General features: G+C 43.2%; 22 protein-coding genes and 1 other annotated feature. Of the genes, 15 read left to right on the forward strand and 7 right to left on the reverse strand.

The annotated features are described in order from the left end of the window. Positions 1-111: 111 nt before the first annotated feature. Together VQ00_RS02740 and murC are read left to right on the forward strand one after the other, a co-directional pair. A complete protein-coding gene (locus tag VQ00_RS02740) occupies positions 112-2,325 on the forward strand; it encodes a DNA translocase FtsK (RefSeq protein ID WP_046178546.1) in 2,214 nt (737 codons plus the stop codon). Positions 2,326-2,483: 158 nt separating this feature from the next. After that, a complete protein-coding gene (gene murC / locus VQ00_RS02745) occupies positions 2,484-3,782 on the forward strand; it encodes a UDP-N-acetylmuramate--L-alanine ligase (RefSeq protein ID WP_046178547.1) in 1,299 nt (432 codons plus the stop codon). A gap of 60 nt (positions 3,783-3,842) precedes the next feature. Here murC and VQ00_RS02750 read toward each other — a convergent pair whose 3' ends face one another. Beyond that, positions 3,843-4,958, reverse strand: coding sequence for an aminopeptidase (locus VQ00_RS02750; RefSeq protein WP_046178548.1), 1,116 nt, complete (start codon positions 4,956-4,958; stop codon positions 3,843-3,845). Between the two features lie 162 nt (positions 4,959-5,120). Here VQ00_RS02750 and VQ00_RS02755 point away from each other — a divergent pair, with 162 nt between their 5' ends. From VQ00_RS02755 to VQ00_RS02780, 6 genes are all read left to right on the forward strand, one after another. Beyond that, positions 5,121-5,603, forward strand: a complete 483-nt coding sequence (locus VQ00_RS02755; RefSeq protein ID WP_046178549.1) for a DUF948 domain-containing protein — start codon at positions 5,121-5,123, stop codon at positions 5,601-5,603. Between the two features lie 31 nt (positions 5,604-5,634). Continuing rightward, the gene (locus VQ00_RS18945) at positions 5,635-6,384 is read left to right on the forward strand and encodes a YtxH domain-containing protein (protein WP_052728293.1); all 750 of its coding nucleotides are present in this window, start codon (positions 5,635-5,637) and stop codon (positions 6,382-6,384) included. Between the two features lie 48 nt (positions 6,385-6,432). After that, positions 6,433-6,753, forward strand: a complete 321-nt coding sequence (ytxJ, locus tag VQ00_RS02765) for a bacillithiol system redox-active protein YtxJ (protein ID WP_046178550.1) — start codon at positions 6,433-6,435, stop codon at positions 6,751-6,753. A 223-nt stretch (positions 6,754-6,976) separates the two neighbouring features. After that, positions 6,977-8,053 carry a bifunctional 3-deoxy-7-phosphoheptulonate synthase/chorismate mutase gene (locus VQ00_RS02770; RefSeq protein ID WP_046178551.1) on the forward strand — a complete coding sequence of 359 codons (1,077 nt, stop codon included), beginning with the start codon at positions 6,977-6,979 and terminating at the stop codon, positions 8,051-8,053. Between the two features lie 79 nt (positions 8,054-8,132). Then, positions 8,133-9,131 carry a catabolite control protein A gene (ccpA, locus tag VQ00_RS02775; protein ID WP_046178552.1) on the forward strand — a complete coding sequence of 333 codons (999 nt, stop codon included), beginning with the start codon at positions 8,133-8,135 and terminating at the stop codon, positions 9,129-9,131. Positions 9,132-9,158: 27 nt separating this feature from the next. Then, positions 9,159-9,383 (forward strand): MotA/TolQ/ExbB proton channel family protein, encoded by a 225-nt coding sequence (locus VQ00_RS02780; RefSeq protein WP_046178553.1) that lies wholly within the window; start codon positions 9,159-9,161, stop codon positions 9,381-9,383. 15 nt (positions 9,384-9,398) lie between these two features. On the opposite strand, the gene VQ00_RS02785 is transcribed toward VQ00_RS02780, so the two are convergent. Genes VQ00_RS02785 through VQ00_RS02795 form a run of 3 tightly spaced genes read right to left on the reverse strand, consistent with a single transcriptional unit; the run spans position 9,399 to position 11,855 of the window. Further along, on the reverse strand, positions 9,399-10,559 hold the full coding sequence (locus VQ00_RS02785) for an acetoin utilization protein AcuC (protein WP_046178554.1): 1,161 nt from the start codon (positions 10,557-10,559) through the stop codon (positions 9,399-9,401). After that, positions 10,556-11,203: an acetoin utilization AcuB family protein gene (locus tag VQ00_RS02790; protein ID WP_046178555.1), complete on the reverse strand. Its 648-nt coding sequence runs from the start codon at positions 11,201-11,203 to the stop codon at positions 10,556-10,558. The genes VQ00_RS02785 and VQ00_RS02790 overlap by 4 nt, the downstream gene beginning before the upstream one ends. 19 nt (positions 11,204-11,222) lie before the next feature. Beyond that, entirely contained in the window at positions 11,223-11,855 is a 633-nt protein-coding gene (locus tag VQ00_RS02795) for a GNAT family N-acetyltransferase (RefSeq protein WP_046178556.1), read from the reverse strand. A gap of 187 nt (positions 11,856-12,042) precedes the next feature. Here VQ00_RS02795 and acsA point away from each other — a divergent pair, with 187 nt between their 5' ends. From acsA to VQ00_RS02810, 3 genes are all read left to right on the forward strand, one after another. Next, positions 12,043-13,761, forward strand: coding sequence for an acetate--CoA ligase (gene acsA, locus VQ00_RS02800; protein ID WP_046178557.1), 1,719 nt, complete (start codon positions 12,043-12,045; stop codon positions 13,759-13,761). A 131-nt stretch (positions 13,762-13,892) separates the two neighbouring features. Next, positions 13,893-14,107, forward strand: a binding site (T-box leader). A 42-nt stretch (positions 14,108-14,149) separates the two neighbouring features. Further along, positions 14,150-15,430: a tyrosine--tRNA ligase gene (tyrS, locus tag VQ00_RS02805; RefSeq protein WP_046178558.1), complete on the forward strand. Its 1,281-nt coding sequence runs from the start codon at positions 14,150-14,152 to the stop codon at positions 15,428-15,430. Between the two features lie 48 nt (positions 15,431-15,478). Continuing rightward, a complete protein-coding gene (locus tag VQ00_RS02810; protein ID WP_046178559.1) occupies positions 15,479-16,687 on the forward strand; it encodes a sensor histidine kinase in 1,209 nt (402 codons plus the stop codon). A gap of 202 nt (positions 16,688-16,889) precedes the next feature. Here VQ00_RS02810 and rpsD read toward each other — a convergent pair whose 3' ends face one another. From rpsD to hisJ, 3 genes are all read right to left on the reverse strand, one after another. Continuing rightward, positions 16,890-17,492, reverse strand: a complete 603-nt coding sequence (gene rpsD / locus VQ00_RS02815; RefSeq protein ID WP_046178560.1) for a 30S ribosomal protein S4 — start codon at positions 17,490-17,492, stop codon at positions 16,890-16,892. Positions 17,493-17,729: 237 nt separating this feature from the next. After that, complete coding sequence (locus VQ00_RS02820) at positions 17,730-18,209, reverse strand: GAF domain-containing protein (RefSeq protein WP_046178561.1); 480 nt, start codon at positions 18,207-18,209, stop codon at positions 17,730-17,732. A gap of 2 nt (positions 18,210-18,211) precedes the next feature. Next, a complete protein-coding gene (gene hisJ, locus VQ00_RS02825) occupies positions 18,212-19,021 on the reverse strand; it encodes a histidinol-phosphatase HisJ (protein ID WP_046178928.1) in 810 nt (269 codons plus the stop codon). 208 nt (positions 19,022-19,229) lie between these two features. On the opposite strand from hisJ, the gene ezrA reads away from it, so the two are divergent. From ezrA to rarD, 4 genes are all read left to right on the forward strand, one after another. Then, positions 19,230-20,930, forward strand: coding sequence for a septation ring formation regulator EzrA (gene ezrA, locus VQ00_RS02830; RefSeq protein WP_082091441.1), 1,701 nt, complete (start codon positions 19,230-19,232; stop codon positions 20,928-20,930). A gap of 85 nt (positions 20,931-21,015) precedes the next feature. Continuing rightward, entirely contained in the window at positions 21,016-22,158 is a 1,143-nt protein-coding gene (locus VQ00_RS02835) for a cysteine desulfurase family protein (protein ID WP_046178562.1), read from the forward strand. After that, complete coding sequence (gene thiI / locus VQ00_RS02840) at positions 22,155-23,351, forward strand: tRNA uracil 4-sulfurtransferase ThiI (RefSeq protein WP_046178563.1); 1,197 nt, start codon at positions 22,155-22,157, stop codon at positions 23,349-23,351. Before VQ00_RS02835 ends, thiI begins: the two co-directional genes overlap by 4 nt. 74 nt (positions 23,352-23,425) lie before the next feature. Then, positions 23,426-24,331: an EamA family transporter RarD gene (rarD, locus tag VQ00_RS02845; RefSeq protein ID WP_046178564.1), complete on the forward strand. Its 906-nt coding sequence runs from the start codon at positions 23,426-23,428 to the stop codon at positions 24,329-24,331. The last annotated feature ends 46 nt before the right edge of the window (positions 24,332-24,377 follow it).

Consider the following 24,377-nt stretch of genomic DNA (forward strand, 5'->3'; position numbering starts at 1 on the left):
CGGACGGTCTTTTTCATCCCCATCTATTTTCCCAAAATGTCGTTTTTCTGTTAACAAATCGTGTATAGTTGGTACAATGAAAAAGACTTTAAGGAGAAAGAGTGGTTATGGATGAGTATGCTGAAAAAAATTCTCTCCTATTTTAGAGAAGAAATCGAAATCATTGAAGAAGTCGAAATAAAACCAAATGATAGAAAACAAGAAGAAGCGCAGCCGGAAAAAGTAGAAGAAAAGCGCCCGGCCCCTTCTGCACCCTTTGCACAAAAGCGGTTCGTCCCACTGAATCCATCCGTCCAGCAGATTTCAACACGTGTCGCGTATCGGTATCCGACGGTTAAGCGGGGCAATCACGAAGAAGTACCACGCCGGAATCGTTCGAATCGAACCGAGCCTAAACAGGAGACACCATCCGATCTGTCAGGAAGTGAGCATCCGCGTCAATCAGTCTATACACCCGCACCGCGTGTCGCGCCACGTCCGTTTAAACCAACGGAAATCCCGTCACCGATTTACGGATTCCGGGCCCGTCCGGTTAAAGAAGATGCGCGCAGCGTCCGCAGTGAAGAGCGGGAAAAAACAAATGAACCACTTTTGCTGTTTACAAAGGAGCAGTCAAAGCGCCCTCTTGAACGCCAAAAGGCGGTGCCGAAAGAACAAGCGGAGATGCCGATGGAAAAGCCACTTCCAGTAGTGGAAAAGCCGGCACCTGTCTATAATGAAGGCGGCAAGCTTCCGCCGCCAGCTGCTCACGCTGAGAAAACACGGGAACGGCGCCATTCGCCGTTTAATGTTGTGATGCTGAAAAAAGACCGTGAGAAAGTGGGCAAACCGGCATTAAAACAACAGTCAGCACCGGCACCGAAAGAAGAAAAACCGCTTCCGCCCGTTCAATCTGTTTTAACAGGCAAAATAGATCGTCCGCCGCTGTCGTTTCTGACACCACCCGCTAAAAAAACAACGGATAATAGGTGGATACAGGAAAAATCAGCGCTATTAAATGAAACGTTAAAAAGCTTTAATATTGATGCGCACGTTACGGGCGTGACGACGGGTCCGTCCATTACGCGCTTCGAAGTGACGCCGGCAATCGGTGTGAAAGTAAGCAAAATTGTTAGTTTAACAGACGATATTAAACGCAGCCTTGCTGCACGGACCATTCGAATTGAAGCCCCGATTCCAGGTACGCAAGTTGTTGGCATTGAGCTGCCAAATGAAGAGAGCCGACCGGTGTTTATCAGTGAAATTATTGGGCACAACAGTTTTCAAATGGCAAAGTCTCCGCTTGCTTCAGCGCTGGGTCTTGATATCGCAGGAAAACCAGTCGTACTGGATTTGCAAAAAATGCCACATGGATTAATTGCGGGTGCAACTGGATCTGGAAAAAGCGTCTGCATTAATTCGATTTTAGTCAGTCTTTTGTATAAAGCAGCGCCGCATGAACTAAAACTGCTGCTCATTGATCCGAAAATGGTCGAGCTTACGCCTTATAACGGCATTCCGCATTTGGCGAGCCCGGTTATCACCGACGTGAAAGCCGCCACTGCTGCGCTTAAATGGGCAGTGGAGGAAATGGAGCGCCGCTATCAACTTTTTGTTCATGCCGGTGTGCGTGATATGGCATCGTATAATACAAAAGTGAGCCAATCTGAATTTAATGAGCCGCATTTGCCGTATCTGGTCATTGTTATTGATGAATTAGCGGATTTAATGATGATGGCACCGGGCGAAGTAGAGGAGTCCATTTGCCGGATTGCGCAAAAAGCGCGAGCATGCGGCATTCATTTAATTGTCGCTACGCAGCGTCCGTCTGTTGATGTTATCACGGGCTTAATTAAAGCGAACATCCCGACACGGATCGCTTTTTCCGTTTCTTCACAAATTGATTCACGCACTATTTTGGATAAAGTAGGTGCGGAAAAATTGCTTGGAAAAGGCGACATGCTTTTTTTAGATAACGGGGCAAGTGAATCGATCCGCCTGCAAGGCACATTCGTTACAAATGAAGAAATTGATGCAGTGGTCCGTTTCGCCAGCGGACAACAAAAACCGAATTATTTATTTAAACAGGAAGAACTGCTGCAAAAAACAGCTATTCATGATGAAGAAGATGAATTATTTCAAGAAGCGTGTGAACTTGTTGTCCGCCAAGGCGGCGCCTCCACTTCCATGTTGCAGAGGAATTTAAAAGTAGGCTATAATCGTGCAGCACGTCTCATTGAAATGATGGAAGAGAAAGGTCTTGTGTCCGGACAGCGGGCTGGACGGCCAAGGGAAGTTCTCGTTTCAGAAGAAGAATTTTTTGCGTATTTAGAGGAATCGAATTAATAAACCGGTGCCTTTGCACCGGTTTTTTTCGGGGAATAGTCACGTTTTGAAAAAAGTGCTATAATGGACAAATGCAATGATTGACTGCCAGCCGTTTCAAATGAAGCGGCACTACATATACTACATGTAAAAGGCTAGAGAATGCTGGAGGTTTAATGATGACAACCTATCATTTTGTTGGAATAAAAGGCTCTGGAATGAGTGCCCTTGCCCATATTCTTCATGACAAAGGATATGCCGTGCAGGGATCGGACGTAGAAAAAACATTTTTTACACAAAAAGCGCTTGAAGAAGCAGGCATTTTAATTTTGCCATTTAATGCAGATAATATTCAAGAAGGCATGACCGTTATTGCGGGAAATGCATTTGGAGAAGATCACGAAGAAATTAAACGCGCACAAGAAATGAATGTACCGGTCATCCGCTATCATACATTTTTAGGCGATTTCATTCAAAACTTTACCAGTGTTGCGATTACAGGTTCGCACGGGAAAACATCGACAACCGGCTTAATGGCACACGTTGTGAGCGGCGCAGCACCGACGTCTTATTTAATTGGAGACGGAACGGGGCGTGGGGCGAAAGACGCGGCATATTTCGCATTTGAAGCGTGTGAATACCGCCGCCACTTCTTATCCTATTCGCCGGATTATGCGGTTATGACAAACATCGATTTCGATCATCCGGATTATTTTGCTGACGTGCAGGACGTTGTGTCTGCGTTCCAGCAAATGGCGATGCAAGTGAAAAAAGCTATTTTTGCATGCGGCGATGATGAATATTTACAAGGCATTCAAGCAAATGTACCCGTTGTTTTTTATGGCTTTGGTGACGAAAACGATTTTCAGGCACGCAACACGTCTTTTAATGAAAACGGAACGACATTTGATGTATTTGTCCGAAATGAATTTTATGCGACATTCCGTATCCCTGGCTACGGGGATCATAACATTTTGAACGCGTTATCTGTGATTGGTCTTTGCCATTACGAAGAAATCGATACAGATATTGTAAAAGAACGCCTGCTTACGTTTTCGGGAGTAAAGCGACGTTTTTCCGAGAAACAAGCAGGCGGGCAGGTGCTGATTGATGATTATGCGCATCATCCGACTGAGATTCGTGCGACAGTTAATGCGGCACGCCAAAAATACCCGAATCGGGAAATCGTGGCCGTATTCCAGCCGCATACATTTTCGCGTACGCAAACGTTTCTTGATGAATTCGCGGACAGCTTGAATAAAGCGGACGCGGTTTATTTATGCGATATTTTTGGTTCGGCTCGTGAAAATCACGGTAAGTTAACCATTGAAGATCTTCAAGAGAAGATTCCAGGTGCCAGGTTAATAAAAGAAGATAGTACAGAGGTGCTAAAAGAGCATCAAAACAGCGTCCTCATTTTTATGGGCGCCGGTGATATTCAAAAGTTTCAGGCAGCTTACGAAGAACAGCTTGCTTAATACGAAAAAAACGCCTTTGCCGGGATGCCGGAAAGGGCGTTTTTTCGTGAGCAAATCCGCTTATTTTAGGTTTTCCGGATTCAATCCTTCTAATTCTGGCAGCACAAACCGTCCATCTTTACGAATTAATACGTCATCAAACCAAATTTCGCCGCCGCCGTATTCCGGACGCTGGATGTTGACCATATCCCAATGAATATTGGAATGGTTGCCGTTATATGCTTCTTCGTAGCACTCACCCGGTGTGAAGTGGAAGCTGCCGTCGATTTTTTCATCAAATAAAATATCCTGCATCGGATGAAGAATGTGTGGATTGACGCCAATTGCAAATTCGCCAATGTAACGGGCGCCTTCATCTGTATCAAAAATATCGTTAATGCGCTTTGCATCATTTGCATGAGCGTCGATAATTTTGCCATTTTCAAACCGAAGCTTTACGTTCTCAAAGGTAAAGCCATTATATGGTGATGGGGTATTATATGAAATGACACCGTTGACAGAATCACGCACAGGCGCTGTATACACTTCTCCATCTGGAATATTTAAGCGGCCCGCGCATTTAATAGCCGGAATATTCTTAATGGAAAACGTTAAGTCGGTTCCCGGCCCTTTCAGTTGTACTTTATCGGTCCGATTCATTACCTCGACAAGAGGATCCATCGCTGCATCCATTTTGCTGTAGTCAAGGTTGCATACGTCAAAATAAAAATCCTCAAATGCATCGGTGCTCATTTTGGCAAGCTGAGCCATCGATGGTGTTGGATAGCGGAGCACGACCCATTTTGTTTTTGGGACCCGAATGTCACGATGCACTTTCTTGCCGATCGTATTGCCGTGAATTTGCACTTTCTCTGCCGGCACGTCCGCCTGCTCATTTATATTATCTCCAGCACGAAGACCGATATAAGCGTCCATTTCTTTCATGACATTCGCTTCAAAATCAGCCATTAAATCGTATTGGCCTTCTTGAGCCCCCATTAAAAGCGATCGGTCTACCCGATGGTCTTTTAACAGCACGTATGGCCAGCCGCCCGCTTTATAAGCTTCATCGACTAGCGCAGTTACAAGTTCGCGCTGCAGGCCAAAGTTTTCTATCAGCACTTTTTCGCCAGGCTGAATTTGGCAAGAGTAGTTGATTAAGTTAGCCGCAAGCGTTTGAATACGTGAATCTTTCATAATAAATCCTCCTCCTGATCTTCTCTATTGTACGATTTAGGGAAACTTTGTGCAAAAAGAAGGAAATTCTCTTGTAAAAAAAGAAATAAGTAATTTAGTGTTTATAATTTTAGGCACTGGGTAATTTTATTACATAAACAATAACGTTGGAGGTGTCCCGGAGTGGAAATTATTCTTTACTTAAGCGCGGCGGTTGCGGCAATCGCGTTTTTGATTTTGGTCCTTAACTTGTCCAAAACATTAAAATCAGTCGACAATACGCTCGACACGCTGTCCCGTACAGTAGACCGACTGGAAGGGCAATTAAAAGATGTGACAGCGGAAACCGCAGAGCTGCTGCATAAAACAAATGCGTTAGCTGAGGATGTGCAGCATAAAACCGAACAGCTGAATACAGTCGTTTACGCTGTTAAAGATGTCGGTTCATCTGTTCATAACTTGAATCATTCGTTGAAAAAAGTGACAACGACTGTTGCTTCACAAATGGAAAAAAACCAGTTCAAAATTTCCCAGGCTGTTCAGTGGGGGAATGTTATAAAACAAATGGTTGATAAATTCAAGGAAGACAAACAAAAAACGGATGCGCAGCCATCGGCCGGACGTACGAAAGCTCTTCCGGCACCAGCTTATAAAAATAATCAATAAAAAAGAAAAATTAGAAGAGGAGCGTTTATTCATGAGAAACAAAAACACATATGACCAATTTAATATTAAAAAAAATGGCGTCAATACACCCCAGCAGACACAATACGACAGCTTTGATTTAAATGCAGATCGTTATCAGTATGAAGATACAATGAATACGAAAGATTTTATTATCGGCGCATTGTTCGGTGCGATTGTCGGTGCAGCAGCGGCGCTTATGATGGCGCCTAAGTCAGGCACGGAGCTTCGCAGCGACTTAAATTCCCAAGCCGGTTCCTTAAAAGAGCGTGCCAGCGGATTGACAGATACAGCGAAAGACAAAACATCCATGCTGACAAGTGCAGTCCAAGAAAAATCGACGGCGATTGTGGATAAAGTAAAATCATTGAAATCATCTGATGATTCTGGCTCAATTGACTCAGAAAAAGCAGAAGATAAAAAAGAAGAAGCAAAGTCTCTAGTAGATAACGCAGCGGAAGCTGTAAAGAACAAGGTGGATACAACAGCTGACACAGCGAAAACAAAGCTTGATGAAACGAAAAAAGCGTTTGACGAAGCAGAAAAAGCAAAAAACAGCTCCGATCAAAAAAGCGATACTTCATCAAAACCGGCATCAGAAGGATGGGTGGACCCGGTTGATAAAGGAATCAATGAGAAAAAGAAAAACGGCGGCTTGAACAATAACAACGGTAACAATAACAACGGTAACAATAACAACGGTAACAACAATAACAACAATAACAACAATAATAATCAAAGCAAAAAATTTAATAACAAGTAATGAAAAGCCGGACTTGTTCCGGCTTTTCATATTAAAGGAGTTTTAAGTATGCAAAAGATTATAAACATCAATGAATTTGAAGAGCTCATTGAAAGCAATGAACCATTCTTTTTATTAAAGCATAGTACGACATGTCCGATTAGCGCAGCAGCATATGATGAGTACCAATCGTTTATGGAAGATCCGGCATCCGATAAAAAAGGTGTATATTTAGCCGTCCAGGAAGCACGTGAACTATCCAATCATATTGCTCAAGTAACAAATATTCGTCATGAATCTCCACAAGTCATTTATTTTAAAGAAGGCAAGCCCGACTGGAATGAATCACACTGGAAAATTACAAAAGACCAGCTTTTTTCTGTAAAATAAAAAAGTGCCCGAATGCCAGTCGTTCGGGCATTTTTGCACTTAAACGCTTTAATGCTTAAAAGCGTTTAAGAAATAAAGCGAAATTTTCGTGACTTTTCGAAATGGATGATTTATAATAATCGTAATAGCCCAAAAGAAATGTATCGCATACGAAGTTGATAGCTCTTTTCACCATTTAATTGCCGGGAAATTTTGAATATCTACTTGCGGAAGGATGAGTAATGTGAGCAACCAAGAATTAGAACAGATAAGAAGCAAGGTGGACGAAATGAACGTTCAGCTGCTTAAACTAATTAATGAACGCGCAGAGCTTGTACAGGAAATCGGGCGCATTAAAGAAAAACAAGGTGTCAATCGTTACGATCCAGTCCGCGAGCGTTCTATGCTAAATAATCTATTAGAAAAAAACGATGGACCGTTTGAGCGTTCCACTGTTGAACATATTTTTAAAGAAATCTTCAAAGCTGGTCTTGAGCTTCAAGAAGATGACCACCGGAAAGCTCTTCTCGTTTCACGTAAAAAGAAACAAGAAGATACAGTGGTTACAGTCCGCGGCCATAAAGTAGGCGATGGCAACGTTACATTCGTTTTCGGTCCATGTGCCGTTGAATCATACGAGCAAGTAGCAGCAGTAGCTAAATCAATTAAAGGCAAAGGCCTAAAAATGATCCGTGGCGGTGCATACAAGCCGCGTACATCTCCATACGATTTCCAAGGGCTTGGTCTTGAAGGATTGAAAATCTTGAAGCGTGTAGCAGACGAATTTGATCTTGCGGTTGTCAGCGAAATCGTCAATCCTGCTGATATTGAAACAGCTTGTGAATATATTGATGTCATTCAAATCGGTGCGCGTAACATGCAGAACTTCGAATTATTAAAAGCAGCTGGTTCTGTGAAAAAGCCTGTTCTTTTAAAACGCGGCTTGGCAGCAACAATTGACGAATTTATCAACGCGGCTGAATACATTCTTGCCCAAGGAAATGACCAAGTCATCCTTTGCGAGCGTGGTATTCGCACATACGAGCGTGCGACACGCAATACGCTTGACATCACTGCAGTGCCAATCTTGAAGCAAGAAACACATCTTCCAGTTTTCGTCGATGTGACGCATTCAACAGGACGCCGTGATCTTCTTCTTCCGGCTGCAAAAGCAGGAATCGCGATCGGTGCAGATGGCATCATGGCGGAAGTTCATCCGGATCCGGCTGTTGCCCTTTCAGATGCGGCTCAGCAAATGAATTTACAACAATTTGATGAATTTTACGATGAGATTTTAAAATCCGTGCCGGTAAAAGCATAAAATTTAGGCTCCTGTGTTTGCACAGGAGCCTTTTTTCGTTAATATAGAGAGAAAGAAACGAAAAGGAGCAATTACCCCAATGAATATTACGATTTATGATGTAGCGAGAGAAGCAAACGTGTCGATGGCAACAGTGTCGCGCGTAGTAAACGGAAACCCAAATGTAAAACCAGCCACAAGAAAGAAAGTTAATGATGTCATTGAGCGTTTAGCCTATCGTCCAAATGCAGTTGCCCGCGGTCTTGCCAGCAAAAAAACGACAACGATCGGATTAATTATCCCAGATATCTCGAATATTTTTTATGCGGAGCTTGCGCGTGGTATTGAAGATATTGCGACAATGTACAAGTACAACATTATTTTAAGCAACTCTGACCAAAATGAAGAAAAAGAAATGCGCTTGATTCAAACAATGCTTGGCAAACAAGTTGACGGTCTTATTTTTATGGGCAATCACATTAACGATGAGCATGTAAAAGAATTTGACCGCTCACCAGTGCCGGTTGTGCTCGCGGGATCTGTCGAAAAATCAGGTAAAATAGCCTCTGTGAATATCGATTATAAAGAAGCAGCACGTGAAGTTGTTCAGTCACTTATTGATGGCGGACATAAGCGTATTGCCTACGTAGCTAGTCCGTTCCATGATGTGATCAGCACAGAGTATGCCCTTGCTGCCTATAAAGAAATTCTTGAAGAAGCGGGCATTTACGATGAGTCGCTTGTTGTTGAAGGTGATTACACGTATGACTCTGGCATTGAAGCGTGGGAAAAACTAAATGAAGCAAGTGAGCAGCCAACTGCTGTATTCGTTTACAACGATGAAATGGCATTTGGTGTCGTTCATGGGGCTCAGGATGCCGGTTTGACTATACCAGACGACCTTGAAGTGATTAGCTTTGATTCGACGAAATTGTCGCTTATGGTACGTCCTCAGCTGACAGCAGTTGCGCAGCCGTTGTATGATATCGGCGCCGTTGCCATGCGCTTATTGACGAAACTCATGAATAAAGAAGAAGTTGAAAATCTGGTTGTTGTTCTGCCGCACCGTATTGAAAAGCGGGGTTCAACAAAAGCATAATACAAAGCGGAGGATGAATGTCATACAATGAAAAAGCAGGACATGTTAACGCCAGTCGGAATGGCTGTCGGTTTAACACTTGTCGCGTTTGCTGTTATTTCTAACAGCGGGACTTCATGGTTTGCGTCATTTGTTGATTTTGCTTCGTTTTTAATTGTGATTGGCGGTGTAACGTCCGCCCTATTGATTAAGTTTCCGTTTATGGACCCGAATCTAACAGAAGAAGCCGGACAAACACAGCCCAAGGATTGAACTGTGTTTGTCCGGCTATTTTGTGTGGTCACGAAGTGGATAAAGAAGCTTATCGACTGTCAACTGGTTTTTTTCCATAATTTCGCTTTTTCTTGGAATGGCCGGATACATATCGTCTGGATCTGTCCAAGAAGAAGGGAGAGGGTGAGGTGCTTTCGGCTGCCATTTTGTGATCCATTCTTTTGGGAATGATTGGGTCAATTGTTGCTGTCCGCTCATCTCCAGCCAAAGAAGGGACCAGGCACGCGGCACAACACGCCATATATCATATCCGCCACCGCCAACAGCGATCCAACGGCCGTCACAATACTCATGAGCAAGTTCATGAGCAAGTGCGGGAATTCGTTTGTAAATGTTCATGGTCGCCGATAAATGGGTTAAAGGATCATAGTAATGAGCATCTGCCCCATTTTGAGTTAAAATGACATCCGGTTTAAAAAAATGAGCGACTTCACGGAGCGTTGTTTCATAAGAAGACAGCCACGATTCGTCTTCTGTAAAAGCATCGAGCGGCACATTAAAGGAATACCCATATCCATGACCGTGCCCCCGTTCATTTACGTTTCCTGTTCCAGGGAAAAGGTACCGGCCTGTCTCATGAATAGAATAAGTAGCTACTTCAGGATCGTCGTAAAATGACCATTGTACACCATCACCATGATGAGCATCTGTATCAACGTACAAAACACGGGCATTGTATTTTTCCTGCAAGTATTTTATGGCTACAGAGCTGTCGTTATAAATGCAAAAGCCCGAAGCTTTTCCACGAAAGCCATGATGCAGCCCGCCTCCAAGATGAATAGCGTGGTTCGCCTTGTCTGTCATCACTTGATCAGCAGCTGTCAGCGTGCCGCCAACAAGGAGCGCACTTGCTTCGTGCATGTCTTTAAACATCGGTGTATCCTCCGTGCCAAGGCCATACCCTTCTCCGGCAGCTTCGGATAATTCACCATGCCCGGCTTTTTTAACAGCTTCTACATATTCAGGGTCGTGAATAAGCGTTAGTTCTTTATCTGTTGCCATACGCGGTTCAATGATTTGGCTGTCATCAAGCGCTCCCAGCTGGCGCAGCAAATCAATCGCTAATGTAAGACGAAATTGGTTGAAAGGGTGATTTTCTGAAAAGCGGTAACGCAATAGTTGATCAGAATGCACAAAAACGGCATCGTGATTCATGTACAAACCCCTGGCATATTTGGCCAAAGCACCTGATGGCCCGCTTTTTTTAAATCATCGATCACCCCGACCGGATTCATTGTTCGAATGCGCAGTACAATGACTTTGTGCGTCTCTGCATCACGATCCGGATAAACAAGAACGCTTTGCACATTCACGCGTCTGTGACGCAGCACTTGTAAAATATCAAATAAAATGCCGGCTTTGTTTTCAACACGAATTTCAATCCGGGAACCAGGCTGATGAACACCGGTTAATTCAACGAATGTGTTAAGAACATCTGTTTCTGTCACCAGTCCGATTACTTCATTATTTTGAACGACAGGCAGGCAGCTGATGTTATGCTCGTAAAACGTTGCCGCAACATCCTCTACAAAATCAAGTGGGTGGCCGGTAATAACGTTTGGTTCCATAATTAGACGAAGAGGCTTATTTAACTCTTCCCCACCATTTTCCTGTTTTAAAATAGACGGAGTTGCATCCTTAATATCCCGGTCTGTGACGAGTCCGACGAGCAGCCCTTCAGCGTTTAAAATTGGGATATGACGGATTTTATGGTCACGGCAAAGCTGCAAAGCTGCCGCGATTGTATCATCAGGTGTAAGCGTATGTATATCAATATTCATTATTTCTTCAACAATCACCTGTAAGCTCCCCCTTTTCTCAATACATAAAACGGTTCATAAAACGAATCTGATCGAATTTCTGAATGGATTCCTGGTCTACTCGCGCACCGATTCGGACCATTAAACAGTTTGCCGGATGGGAACTGATTTCCGGATCATCTGTTGCATACCAGACAAGCCCGCCCGCACTCATCATTTTTTCCATAATCTTGCGGTAATCCCAAACGTTTAATCCAGTTCCTTTTAAATCCCAATGCCAGTAATATTCTGTTGTAATCGTAATGTACTCTTCCATTTGATCATCCATCATCGCAACGCGCAGCATCGTCTGGCCGACACGCGCTCCCCGGTACTCAGAAGAGACTTCAACCGCACCGAGTTCAATTAAATTATCGAGCTTTGCTTCTGACCAGCGTTCAAGTGGATCTGGATATAAAAATGTAACGTATCCAACAATAGTGCTGCCACTTCTGGCAATAATGATGCGGCCTTCGGGAAGATTTGCAATGCCGATTAATGCCTCGTGCTGCTGTTCGGGCTGGCGGAATGCAACAAGACCTTCATGAAATTCATATTGCATCAGCTTTTCGGGTAGGATTGGACCTTCAATAATGAGTGGTCCGGCCGGTGTTTCCACTTCTTTCGAATAATACGTTTTACGATGCTCCATTAGGTCACCACCTTCATAATCATATATACCCTACATTATACATAATCACCTTTAAAATAAAGCGTTTTCACTAAATGTTCAGAGAATCAATAAAATCTTAACAAAATTAATTTTGAATAAATTGTGAAAAATATTTAAGTGTTATATAATAGGGGGGTATTAACCATACATAAGGGGGAATCGGTTTATGAAATTGGAAGCGCTATCAGCTATACAAGGAAATTATAATTTAACAAGTTATGATGACGTGTACTCTTCTTTTGACTGGAAAGAAACTGAGAAAGCTTTTTCTTGGGCTGAAACAGGCAAAGTAAATGCGGCTTATGAAGCGATCGACCGTCATGCCGAATCTGAAAGAAAAGATAAAGTGGCGCTTTATTATCGTGATGCAAACCGGAATGAACAATATACATTCGCGGATATGAAAGCAAATACGAACAAAGCGGCTAATGTACTAAAAGAATATGGGAATGTGGAAAAAGGGGACCGCGTCTTCATCTTTATGCCGCGCTCGCCAGAATTGTATTTTGCCTTGCTTGGTGCGATTAAAGCTGGTGCAATCGTCGGGCCATTATTTGAAGCATTTATGGAAGGCGCTGTACGCGATCGTCTTGAGGACAGTGAAGCACGAATGATCATTACAACACCTGATTTATTGGGGCGTATCCCGGTTGCTGATTTGCCAAAGCTGGAAAAAGTATTTGTGGTGGCAGACGGTGTTGAGGAAGATGATAAACACGTTGATTTTATGGCGAAATGGAAAGAAGCATCGGATCAATTTGATATTGAATGGGTAGACCGCAATGACGGAATGCTGCTTCACTACACATCTGGTTCAACTGGCAAGCCTAAAGGGGTTTTACACGTACATAATGCAATGATTCAGCAGTATCAGACAGCAAAATGGGTGCTTGACCTTCAAGAAAACGATGTATACTGGTGCACAGCTGATCCTGGCTGGGTTACTGGAACAGCGTACGGCATCTTTGGTCCTTGGCTTACTGGTTCAACCAACGTCATTGTTGGGGGACGCTTCAGTCCGGAAGCGTGGTATGGCACAATTGAAGAATATAAAGTAACCGTTTGGTACAGCGCACCGACAGCATTCCGCATGCTGATGGGGGCTGGTGATGAAATTGTGAAAAAGTTCGATCTTTCATCGCTTCGTCATATTTTGAGCGTCGGCGAACCGCTCAATCCTGAAGTTGTCCGCTGGGGTAAAAAAGTATTTGATCTTCGCATCCATGACACATGGTGGATGACGGAAACAGGTGCACAGGTTATCTGTAATTATCCAGCGATGGATATTCGCCCGGGCTCAATGGGCAAGCCGATTCCAGGTGTGGAAGCGGCGATTGTTGATGATCAAGGAAACGAGCTGCCGCCGAACCGGATGGGCAATTTGGCCATTAAAAAAGGATGGCCGTCCATGATGGCGACAATTTGGAACAACGAAGCAAAGTATGAATCTTACTTTATGCCGGGTGACTGGTACGTTTCCGGGGATTCTGCTTATATGGATGAAGATGGCTATTTCTGGTTCCAGGGCCGTGTCGATGATGTCATTATGACCGCTGGTGAACGCGTTGGTCCATTTGAAGTTGAAAGCAAACTCGTTGAGCACCCGGCGATTGCCGAAGCGGGCGTGATCGGAAAACCGGATCCGGTTCGCGGTGAAATCATTAAAGCGTTTATCGCGCTTCGTGATGGCTACGAGCAGTCGGATGAATTAAAAGAAGAAATTCGCCAATTCGTAAAGAATGGTCTTGCAGCACATGCTGCGCCGCGGGAAATCGAATTCCGTGACAAGCTTCCGAAAACGCGCTCTGGTAAAATTATGCGCCGTGTCTTAAAAGCGTGGGAACTTGATCTTCCAACAGGTGACTTGTCGACAATGGAAGACTAATAAGTTTGCTCCGCTGCTCCGTTTATTGCGGAGCAGCTTTTTGATGAATAGATATAAATCGCAATAAGTGGACATAATTTTCCGTTTGACAAACAGAATCGTGCAGGCTACAATGTGAGTTATATTTAATAAACAAAGCGATGAACGGAATAAGTAGTCTGCTGTCCCTGTTATATAGAGAGCTTTCGGCTGGTGAAAGAAAGCACAAACAGTGAGATGAATTACCTCCAGGAGCTTTCACCGTGAACAACTAGTAGCGGCTGACGTCCACCGTCGTTACCGGTGTTGAGTGGAGAATATGTTTTCTCAAGCTTGGGTGGTACCGCGCATAAATAGCGTCCCTGCATATATTGCAGGGGCGTTTTTTGTTTAAAAAGGAGAAGATAAAATGGAATTATTAGAAGACTTAAAGTGGAGAGGCATTGTTTATCAGCAGACGGATGAAGAAGGCATTGAAAAATTGCTGGATAGTGAAAAAATCGCCCTGTACTGCGGTGTAGACCCGACAGCGGACAGTATGCATATTGGTCATTTGCTGCCGTTTTTAACACTCCGCCGTTTTCAAAATCATGGCCATAAACCGATTGTTTTGGTTGGTGGAGCGACTGGGACAATCGGTGATCCGAGTGGTAAGAAAGAAGAACGGACCTTGCAGACAATGGAGCAGGTGCAAAAAAATGTCGATGGCCTGCGTGCGCAGCTGGAGAAAATTTTCTCGGTAGAAGGAGACAACGGGGCGGTTCTGGTCAATAACTACGATTGGATCGGCTCGATGGATGTTGTTACATTTCTTCGCGATTTCGGAAAAAACATTGGCGTTAACTATATGCTGGCGAAAGATACGGTTTCATCACGGTTAGAGAGTGGTATTTCGTTCACGGAATTTGCCTACACGATTTTACAGGCAATGGACTTTTACTACCTGCACAAAAATCATAACTGCCGGATGCAAATTGGTGGAAGTGACCAATGGGGAAATATTACGACCGGTTTAGAGATGATCCGGAAAATGAACCCGGAAGGTGAGCAGGCATTTGGTTTTACTATTCCGCTCGTGACGAAATCGGATGGAACGAAATTTGGGAAAACAGAAAGCGGTGCGGTTTGGCTTGATCCTACGAAAACGTCACCGTATGAATTTTACCAGTTCTGGATTAACACGGCTGATGCCGACGTTGTTCGGTACTTGAAAATATTTACGTTCCTCGAAAAGGAAGAAATTGAAGCGTTAGAAGCATCTGTAAACGAAGAAGCACATCTACGTAAAGCACAAAAAGCGCTTGCGGAAGAAATGACGCGCCTGATCCATGGACAGGGTGCCTTAGATCAGGCCATCAATATTACAAAAGCTTTGTTTAGCGGTGATATTAAGTCTTTATCAGCTGCTGAAATTGAGCAAGGATTAAAAGACGTTCCAAGCTATACTGTAGAAGGGGAGATTCCCAACATCGTTGACTTACTGGTAGAGGCGAAAATTTCCCCATCAAAGCGGCAGGCGCGTGAAGACGTGCAAAACGGGGCTGTGTCAATCAATGGTGAAAAAATGACCGATACGGCATATATGCTGACAGAACAGGATAAAATGGACAGCCGTTTTACTGTGATCCGCCGTGGAAAAAAGAAATACTTTTTAATTCAGTACGATAACCAGCAAAATATAAATGATTAAACATCATGTCAGTATTGAGATGAGTGCGCAGTAGGGTAAGGAGTCATAATGGAAAAAGAATTAACGAAGATCAATGATAAAATTTATTATTTCGCCATTAGCATTGTCATATTAGCGATGCTAATGGGTTTATTATGGGATGACTCTTATTTGGGGAACATGAATACAGGGTTTCTTTTGCACGCAGGATTGATTTTCATTTTGTCTTTAAGTTTAGTGCTTTATCCAATGTTCGATAATCGGGCAACCCGCATTGTCATGATCACTGGAGCGGCAGCCTACTTTTATACACTGTTCTATTTATATCCGGAAACATGGTCTACCTTTATTTATATCTGCCTTATTCCGGTTATTTCCATTTTATTTTTTGATTCAAAACTTTTTTATTATGCTATTTTTCTGAACAGTACAGCTGTCAGCTCCGCGTTCGTATATATTAGTCTAACAAAGCAGGAAAAGCTGTATCCCTTTTTTTACGAGGATTGGATCGGACATTTCATTAACTTTTTAGGCGTTCAGATCCTTTTGTGTATTTTGTACTATTTAACCTATGTCCGAATGCAGAAACAGCAGGCTTATTATAAAGAAGTGCAGGAGTCTGAACGCATTAAAACAGCAGGACAGCTGGCAGCGGCTTTCGCGAATGAAATCAGAAATCCAGTAACAGTTGTCAAAGGATTTTTGCAGTTATATGAGCAAGATTCTGCTTATGATCACCATGCAAAAAAGCATTTTTCTTTAATGATCAATGAACTCGACATGGCAGAGGAAGTAATTTCTCAATTTTTAGCCGTCTCAAAACCGAATAAAGAAGCAGTAGTCGAAGAAGTGCATCTAAAAGAAAACCTCCAAAGTGTCGCGAGTCTGCTTGCTTCTTACGGATTGATGAATGATAACAAAATTGAATTATATGTGGAAGAGGGCTGTCGAATTGCAGCCAATAGCATGGAGTTTAAGCAGCTATGTATCAATATTATTAAAAATGCGATAGAAGCTTCTACAGAAGGATGTTCAGTTATTGTAAATGCAAAGCGGGAAAAAGATAAAGTGGAGATTCAAATCATGGATCGCGGGAATGGCATGTCGGAAATAGAAATGCAGTCGTTGGATACACCGTTTTACTCGCTGAAAAGTAAAGGAACGGGGCTTGGATTAATGATTTGTTATAATATCGTGAGTAAATACAATGGAAAAATCACGTTTCAAAGTTTAGAAGGCGAAGGGACAACGGTTACAATCCAGTTTCCGGAATACTGAAAGACGCCGCTATCACAAGGCTTTTTCAACAGCCTTTTTTAGTTTAGAATGTAATAGTCCATTGTAATCTCTTTTTAACGATTAAGGGCGCCCGATCATTCATTCAAATTCTACAAAGCAGAAAAGAAATAAAAAAACCCACAAAACATTGATATAACAATGTTTTGTGGGTTTTTAAAAATGAATCTACAAAGCGATTGAATTAACGTGAGTAGAACTCAACGATAAGCGCTTCGTTAATTTCTGCTGGCAATTCAGAACGCTCAGGAAGACGAGTGAACGAGCCTTCAAGTTTGTCAGCATCAAAAGTCAAGTAGTCGGGTACGAAGTTGTTTACTTCAACTGCTTCTTTGATGATAGCAAAGTTGTTTGATTTTTCGCGAACGCCAATTGTTTGACCAATTTTCACTTGGTATGATGGAATGTCAAGACGTTTTCCATTAACAGTGATGTGACCATGGTTAACAAGCTGACGAGCCTGACGGCGAGTGCGGGCAAGACCTAAACGGTATACAAGGTTATCAAGACGTGATTCAAGAAGAACCATGAAGTTTTCACCGTATACGCCTTTTAGTTTACCAGCGCGGTCAAACAAGTTACGGAATTGACGTTCAGTCACGCCGTACATGTGACGAAGTTTTTGTTTTTCTTGAAGTTGTTGTCCATATTCAGACATTTTTTTACGCTGATTCGGACCGTGTGGACCTGGAGCGTAAGGGCGTTTTTCGATTTCTTTACCTGTACCGCTAAGTGAAATGCCGAGACGGCGGGATAATTTCCAGCTTGGACCTGTGTAACGAGCCATTGAATGACTCCTCCTCTGTGTTTTTATTTTGTTGTAAAATAAAAACCGGTGTGACAAACTATCAGCACATTTTGTTTTCATGCACCATCGCCCTGCAGCAACGGGTTACACGATGCCCCTTTTCCGGATCATGCCGGATAAAGAAACAAAATGACATCTAAACAGCGTACACATAGGCTGCATTTATTTTACACAAAGAATAGTATATAACGCGTGAAAATTGCTGTCAACCTTTTATTATAAAAAGCGGACCAGTGTTTCAGCAAAGTGGACAAGCCCTTTTTCATCTTCTTCGTCAAAACGGTTTGTTTCGGGGCTGTCAATATCCAGAACGCCAAGTAATTCCCCATTTTTCATTAACGGGACAACAATTTCGGAGCGGGAGGCGGCATCGCAGGCGATATGGCCAGGAAAAGCGTGGACATCTTCAATACGCATCGTTTTGCGCTCGGCAGCAGCCGTGCCGCATACGCCTTTTCCAAACGGAATGCGCACACAGGCTGGTAATCCTTGAAAGGGACCAAGAACAAGTTCTTTGCCATCATTTAGATAAAAGCCTGCCCAATTAATACGGGGGAGAAATTGGCCGAGCAGAGCAGACGCGTTGCTTAAATTAGTGATTTGATTTGTTTCACCAGCAAGCAGCGCCTCTAATTGCTTGTTTACAAGGGAATATTGTTCTGTTTTTGTGCCAGAATAAGCGGCAGTTTGAAACATGCTTATACACTTCCTTCTATTAGAGTACGATCAATTTGTTCTAATCCTTGCCCGATACCGGCGGCCGCGTGTGCATCGGATCCGTAAACGAGCGGGATACCGAGTGAATGAGCAGTACGGGCAATGTGAGCAGGCGGGTACGTTTCCCGGCATAGCGGCTTGACAAAACCGGCTCCATTATAATCCAGTGAATAGCCCGCGTGTTTTACTGCCTGCAGAATGCGTTCTATGTGCAGATCGAACGGCTCCGTGCATGGAAACATGTGCTGAAATTTATGAACGAGTGTCATATGTCCGATCCGGGACGGCTTAAATGCGCCGAGATCTGTTTGAATCGACTGTAAAACGGTATCATAGTATAACTTGTAAACAAATTCAATTGATCCGGCTTCATTTATGATTCGTCCAAATTCTTCTTCGCTGAAATCAATACAAACAAATTGGCCATTTATCGGAAGAAAGTGAACGGATAAAATAGCATCATCTAAAGAAGAACCGTATTCCGTTAAAAACTGAGTTGTTTCTTCTTCAAATCCGGAAATAAAATCAACCTCCAGACCTGTATTGATTTTTAAAGAAGAAGCATACTGTTTTTTAGCAGTTTCCACCTCTTTTATATACTTTTCAAGATCTGCTTTTCGCATTGAGCTGTCTCGGGCAGGCGCAGGGTCGATGAAGTGGCCTGGAAGCGGCGCATGTTCTGTGAACGTAATTTCAGAAAACCCAAGCGTGATCGCACGTTCAATATACTGTTCTAATAAATCATTTGAGCCGTGCGGGCAGTACAATGTATGAATATGTCCGTCTCTCAGCATACGAAAAAACTCCTTTTTCTTTGAAAAAAGCAATGAATTTGACATTTTTTTGCGAAAACTGCTTGAAAAAACGTAAGTTCCCATCAAAAATATGAACAATCATGCTATTATTAATATTAGTGAAATTATACGCAATTGAACGAGAGGGCGCAATGAGGCGTTTTCTTTCTATACATACTATTTATTCATTGTTACGAGGGGGCTTATGATGGTGGAATTCGTCATTGGAGCGATCATTGTCGTACTTATTTTTTCTATTTACACAATGGTGAGCAGAAAAAGAAATGCAACTGAAATCGATCAGCTTGACATGAAAAAAACAGAACTGCTTCATCGCCCAGTCCATGAAGAACTGGCTAAAGTAAAACGCCTTAACATGACAGGCCAGACAGAGGCTTTGTTTGACAGGTGGCGGGCCGAATGGGATGAAGTCGTAACGGTTGATATCCCGGCCGTGGACGAAAAATTGTTCGCTTCGGAAGACCAGGTCGACAAATTTCGATTTGGTGCTGCAAAAAAAACAAATAAGGAGATCGAAAGCCGCCTCAGCCAAATCGAAAAAAAAGTAAACGACATTTTATCTGAGCTTCAACAGCTCGTTGGCAGTGAAGAAAAAAATCGCGCAGAAGGCGAAGATATGCATGCACGCCAGCGTGAAGCGAAAAAGCGTCTTCTTGCTCACCGTCATACGTTTGGTAAAGCAGCGCCCGTTCTTGAAGTGCAGCTGGATGTCATCACCGGCCGCTTTGAAAAATTTGCGGATTTAACGGAAGACGGAAACTACCTTGAAGCACGTGAGCTCTTGATGGAAATTCAGACGGAAATGGATGTTATGGAGCATAAAATGGCTCGCATTCCGGCGTTAATGACAGAAGTAAATCATACACTCCCGGCGCAGTTATCTGAAATTGAAAATGGCTACAAAGAAATGAAGCAGGACGGCTATTTATTGGATCATTTGCAAATTGAAAAAGAAGTGACTGACTTGAAAGAAGATTTGGACCGATGCCGTGATTTTCTTGTGAAAACGGAAGTGGCGGAAACAGAATTGATTGTATCTGATGCAAAAGACAGCATTGACTTTTTCTATGATCTGCTTGAAAAAGAAGTAATGGCAAAGCATCACGTGTTAAAAGATGAAGGAGAAACAGGTACAGTCATTGAAGGAATCAGTGGCCATAACGATGAACTAATGGAAGAAACCGATCTCGTTAAACAAAGCTATCAGCTCGACGGTGAAGAATCAGATGTGCCAAAAAGGTTAAAGGAAGAAATTTATCATCTTGAAAAGCAGTATGAAATTTTGCACGGCCGCATTCAAGATGAAAAAACGGCTTATTCATTCCTTCACGATGAATTAAAAGAAATTCAAGCCCGTATCGCAGAGCTGACAAAAGAGCAAAAAGGATTTGCGGCTTTTCTTCAAACGCTTCGAAAAGATGAAGTGGAAGCGACCGAAGAGCTGCACACGCTTCGAAACCGATTGCAGCAAATTACACGAAAAGTAAAACAGAGCAACTTACCGGGTGTTCCGGACTACTACCGGGAGATGAGTGAAGATGCCCGGGTGCGTATTCAAGAAACGAACGCATATTTAAATGAAAAGCCATTGAACATGAAAGCGGTGCAGGAAAAGCTCGATGCAGCTAACGGATCGATTGGGCACCTTGCGAATAAAACAGATGAGCTGATTGATCAAGTCGCGCTGGCTGAACGAATGATTCAATTTGGCAACCGGTATCGCCGGACGCATCCGAATATTGAACCGAAACTAAATGAAGCAGAAATCGCTTTTCGCCAGGCGGACTATAGCAAAGCATTGGAACTGTGCGCGACAGCGATTGATAAAGTCGATTCAAAAGGGTTGAAAAAATTCGATGCCCAGTACAAAGAAGAACAGCAATAAAGCGGGCCGTCTCGAGAAAAAGAGGCGGCTTTTTTTATGTCAATATGCTAACATGGATAGGTGAAAAAAGTAAGGAGCAATGCGTATGATTTATTTCGACAATAGTGCGACAACGATGCCAGATCAATCAGTACTTGAAACATTTATAAAAGCAAGCACACGCTTTTTTGCGAATCCATCATCGCTTCATTATCCCGGAATGGAAGCTGAACGGTTTCTTGAAAAAGCGCGCGGTCAAATTGCCGCGTTGTGCCGTGTTCCTGCTCGAGAGATTATTTTTACATCTGGCGGAACTGAATCGAATAACCTTGCGATCAAAGGAACAGCGCATTTTTATAAAAGCAGAGGGCGGCATATCGTTACGACCGCAATGGAACATCCATCTGTATTTGAAGCGTGCCGGGATCTTGAAAAAGAAGGATTTGATGTCACATATGTAAAGCCAAGAGCAAATGGTGTAATCGAAACGGCAGATATTCAACAAGCTATAACGAATGAAACAATTCTTGTATCGGTCATGCATGTGAACAATGAAATCGGCACAGTCCAGCCTATAGAAGAGATTGGGCGAATGCTCAAAACTTATCCGCAGACGCTTTTTCATGTGGATGCGGTGCAAGGATTTGGAAAAGTGCCGCTCGACTTAAACAAATCCGGCATACATCTTATGTCGGTATCTGGGCATAAGCTGCACGGATTAAAAGGAACGGGCTTTTTATATAAGCAGAGCGGTGTTCAACTTGCCCCGCTGCTGTCAGGCGGGGGACAGGAAAGTGGTTTTCGCAGTGGAACAGAACAAACAGCTGGTGCAGCGGCATTAGCAAAAGCGGCACGTCTTATACTAGAAACGGATATAGACTCTATCCAGCACATCACCCGCCGGATCTACAATGGACTCACTTCTCGCTTAAACTTTGTTGTTCATACACCGATTAACCAAGCCGCGCCACATATTTTAAACGTATCTTTGCCAGGTGCAAAAGGAGAAGTGCTCGTGCATGCCCTGGAAAAAGAAGGGATTATTGTTTCGACGACAAGTGCCTGCTCCTCAAAGCAGACAAAGCCAAGCCGTACACTGCAATCAATGAATGTAAATAGTGACCTGGCTGCTTCCGCAATTCGCATCAGCTTGTCATCCCATAATACTATGCAGGAAGCTGAACAATTTATCGAAGCGCTGGATCGAATTATTCCAGCGCTCGCAAAAAAAAGGAATGAGCGAACATGAACTATGACCACGTATTGATCCGTTACGGCGAAATGTCGACAAAAGGACGGAACCGAAGTAAATTTATAAATAAAATGAAAACAAATATTAAGCGTCTTTTGCAAGATGACCGTATTGGAGTGGAAGCACAGCGTGACCGCATGTTTCTTTATCTAAACGCGGCATCGTTTGACGATGTGAAAGAAAAGCTTGTTCACGTGTCAGGCATTCAGTCATTCAGTCCAGTTGTGAAAACAACACAGGAATTAGATGAAATGAAAGAAGCAGCACTCTCTCTTGTAAAAAAAGCGATGAATGGGAGCCCTGCCTCTTTCAAAGTCAACACCCGCCGCGCCGATAAGCAATTTCCGCTTGATACGCATGGATTAAACCATGAAATCGGAGGGCATGTGCTGCGTGAAACAGAGGAATTGACGGTGGATGTTCGAAACCCGGACTTTACACTAACAATTGAAGTAAGGACAGAAGCTGTATATTTATCATCCCAAACAATTCCGGGTGCCGGTGGTATGCCAGCCGGTGCAGCGGGGAAAGCCATCTTGCTTTTATCGGGTGGTCTCGACAGTCCTGTGGCGGGGTACATGATGATGAAGCGCGGTGTCGAAATAGAGGCGGTCCACTTTTTTAGTCCGCCATACACGAGTGACCGGGCAAAACAAAAAGTCATTGATTTGGCCAATGTGCTGACAACGTACGGCGGCAATGTCCGGCTGCATATCGTGCCATTTACACATATTCAGGAAACGATTCATAAGCAAGTGCCGGAAAATTACACGATGACATCTACGCGGCGGATCATGATGAGGATTGCGGATCGCATTCGTGAGCAGACGGGTGCCTTGGCCATTGTTACGGGAGAAAGCCTCGGGCAAGTAGCCAGCCAAACGATGGAGAGTATGGCGGCCATTAATGATGTGACAAACACGCCGGTTCTTCGGCCGCTGATTGCAACGGACAAGCTCGACATCATGAATATCGCACGCAAAATCGGCACGCATGACATTTCGATTTTACCATTTGAAGACTGTTGTACGATTTTTACACCGGCCGCACCAAAAACAAAGCCGAAAACGGAAAAAGTCCAGTTTTTCGAAAGCTTCTTAGACTTTGATCCGCTGATCGATGAAGCCGTTCGGTCAACGGAAACGATTCTGCTTCCAAACAATGAATCGGAAATGGATGACTTATTATAAGATACCCGCGCCAGTTTCCGGCGCGGATTTTTCCAGATAGATATTTCGTGTATAGAAATAAATGAGGTGAATACATGCAAAACGAACGAAAATCCGGCATGTTGTACACAGCCGGATCATATGTGATTTGGGGATTGATCCCAATTTATTGGAAGCTGATCGGTGATGTGTCTGCCTATGAAATATTGGCCAACCGTGTAATTTGGTCATTTGTTTTTATGATTATACTGCTCGTGCTGATGAGAAAGCTTGCACCGCTTAAACGTGTACTAAAAGACATAACAATTCATCCAAAAAAAGCACTGGCGCTCGGGGTGGCTTCATTTTTAATCAGCATTAACTGGTTTGTTTTTATTTGGGCAGTTAACAATAACCATATTATTGAAACGAGCATGGGCTATTATATTAACCCGCTTATGAGTGTGCTGCTCGGGGTTGTCGTGTTGAAAGAATCACTTTCTAAAGCACAAATCATTTCTTTTTTGCTGGCCGCATGCGGTGTTTTAATTATGACATTTTCGTATGATTCTTTTCCGTGGGTGTCATTATCACTGGCGATTTCATTCGCTCTTTATGGCTTAGCCAAAAAGATGATCCGGATGGATGCGGCGGTTGGCTTGACAATTGAAACAGCTGCCGTCACACCGTTTGCCGTTTTATATCTATTATTTTTATCAAGAAACGGAAGTATTCAATTATTTTCAGGCAATGTTCAGACAGATCTTCTCTTAATTGGTGGTGGTGTGCTCACGGCGATCCCTCTTCTTTTATTCGGGCATGGCGCACAAAAAATTCCGCTTTATTTGATCGGCTTCCTGCAATACATTGCGCCAACAATGACACTTTTGCTCGGCGTTTTTATATACAATGAACCATTTACGCCATCGCAATTGCTATCTTTTGTTTTTATTTGGAGTGCGCTCGCTGTCTTTACATTTGCCCAGCTCAAAAGCGTTCAAAAGAAAAAAGCTGTCGTTTAGCCCTTTTTCATTGCAATCACAGCATGTGATTCAGTATGATGTATGT

The organism is Domibacillus tundrae (assembly GCF_000970675.1).
In the GTDB taxonomy this organism is placed as follows: Bacteria; Bacillota; Bacilli; order Bacillales; family Domibacillaceae; genus Domibacillus; species Domibacillus tundrae.

What these genes read in the sequence shown, in the direction of transcription:
- acsA (WP_046178557.1), top strand. Translation starts at nt 12,043, where the DNA reads ATGAAATTGGAAGCGCTATCAGCTATACAAGGAAATTATAATTTAACA.
- VQ00_RS02820 (WP_046178561.1), bottom strand. Translation starts at nt 18,209, where the DNA reads ATGTTTCAAACTGCCGCTTATTCTGGCACAAAAACAGAACAATATTCC.
- VQ00_RS02740 (WP_046178546.1), top strand. Translation starts at nt 112, where the DNA reads ATGAGTATGCTGAAAAAAATTCTCTCCTATTTTAGAGAAGAAATCGAA.
- ezrA (WP_082091441.1), top strand. Translation starts at nt 19,230, where the DNA reads ATGATGGTGGAATTCGTCATTGGAGCGATCATTGTCGTACTTATTTTT.
- VQ00_RS02835 (WP_046178562.1), top strand. Translation starts at nt 21,016, where the DNA reads ATGATTTATTTCGACAATAGTGCGACAACGATGCCAGATCAATCAGTA.
- VQ00_RS18945 (WP_052728293.1), top strand. Translation starts at nt 5,635, where the DNA reads ATGAGAAACAAAAACACATATGACCAATTTAATATTAAAAAAAATGGC.
- tyrS (WP_046178558.1), top strand. Translation starts at nt 14,150, where the DNA reads ATGGAATTATTAGAAGACTTAAAGTGGAGAGGCATTGTTTATCAGCAG.
- murC (WP_046178547.1), top strand. Translation starts at nt 2,484, where the DNA reads ATGACAACCTATCATTTTGTTGGAATAAAAGGCTCTGGAATGAGTGCC.
- VQ00_RS02795 (WP_046178556.1), bottom strand. Translation starts at nt 11,855, where the DNA reads ATGGAGCATCGTAAAACGTATTATTCGAAAGAAGTGGAAACACCGGCC.
- VQ00_RS02785 (WP_046178554.1), bottom strand. Translation starts at nt 10,559, where the DNA reads ATGAATCACGATGCCGTTTTTGTGCATTCTGATCAACTATTGCGTTAC.
- rpsD (WP_046178560.1), bottom strand. Translation starts at nt 17,492, where the DNA reads ATGGCTCGTTACACAGGTCCAAGCTGGAAATTATCCCGCCGTCTCGGC.
- rarD (WP_046178564.1), top strand. Translation starts at nt 23,426, where the DNA reads ATGCAAAACGAACGAAAATCCGGCATGTTGTACACAGCCGGATCATAT.
- thiI (WP_046178563.1), top strand. Translation starts at nt 22,155, where the DNA reads ATGAACTATGACCACGTATTGATCCGTTACGGCGAAATGTCGACAAAA.
- VQ00_RS02780 (WP_046178553.1), top strand. Translation starts at nt 9,159, where the DNA reads ATGAAAAAGCAGGACATGTTAACGCCAGTCGGAATGGCTGTCGGTTTA.
- ccpA (WP_046178552.1), top strand. Translation starts at nt 8,133, where the DNA reads ATGAATATTACGATTTATGATGTAGCGAGAGAAGCAAACGTGTCGATG.
- VQ00_RS02810 (WP_046178559.1), top strand. Translation starts at nt 15,479, where the DNA reads ATGGAAAAAGAATTAACGAAGATCAATGATAAAATTTATTATTTCGCC.
- VQ00_RS02750 (WP_046178548.1), bottom strand. Translation starts at nt 4,958, where the DNA reads ATGAAAGATTCACGTATTCAAACGCTTGCGGCTAACTTAATCAACTAC.
- ytxJ (WP_046178550.1), top strand. Translation starts at nt 6,433, where the DNA reads ATGCAAAAGATTATAAACATCAATGAATTTGAAGAGCTCATTGAAAGC.